This is a genomic window from Rhizobacter sp. P2_H2, assembly GCF_056403375.1.
Genome location: NZ_JBFUFP010001741.1, coordinates 1 through 646, shown reverse-complemented (window position 1 = coordinate 646; position 646 = coordinate 1). Strand labels below are relative to the sequence as shown.

Here is a 646-nt window from a genome sequence, read left to right as displayed (position 1 = left end):
GTGCAGGAACACCTCGCCACCGTGCTCGGCGCCGAGCAGATCGAGGCCGAGCCCGGCGCGCTGCGGCTGCTGGCGCGCGCCGCGCGCGGCTCGATGCGCGATGCGCTGTCGCTCACCGACCAGGCCATCGCGTTCGGCGCCGGCGCGCTGCAGGAAGCCGGCGTGCGCCAGATGCTCGGCGCCGTCGATCGCAGCCATGCGGTGCGGCTGGTCGAGGCCCTGGCCGCCGGCGACGGTGCCGACGTGGTCGCCACGGTCGACGGGCTGCGCTCGCTCGGCCTGTCGTGCAGCGGCACGCTCGAAGAGATCGCCACGCTGCTGCAGCAGATGGCCGTGCTGCAGGCCGTGCCGGCCGCGGCCGACGAGGCCGATCCCGACACGCCCGCCATCCAGCGCCTGGCCGCGCTGCTGGCCCCCGACGAGACGCAACTGCTCTACAGCATCGTGCTGCACGGCCGTGCCGAGCTGGGCCTCGCGCCCGACGAATACAGCGGCCTCGTGATGGTGCTGCTGCGCCTGCTGGCCTTCAAGCCGGGCGGCACGCCGGCCCCGCGCCGCGAGGCTGCTCCAGCGATGGTCAGCGGCCGCAGCAGCGCGACGGCGGTGCCGGCGGCTGCCGGTGCGGCCGCGGTTGCCGCAGCACCGG

At 76.0% G+C, this 646-nt stretch carries 1 pseudogene; it reads left to right on the top strand.

The window, feature by feature from the left end:
* Positions 1-646: pseudogene (locus AC1D15_RS35950) on the top strand (DNA polymerase III subunit gamma/tau); the annotation flags it as partial.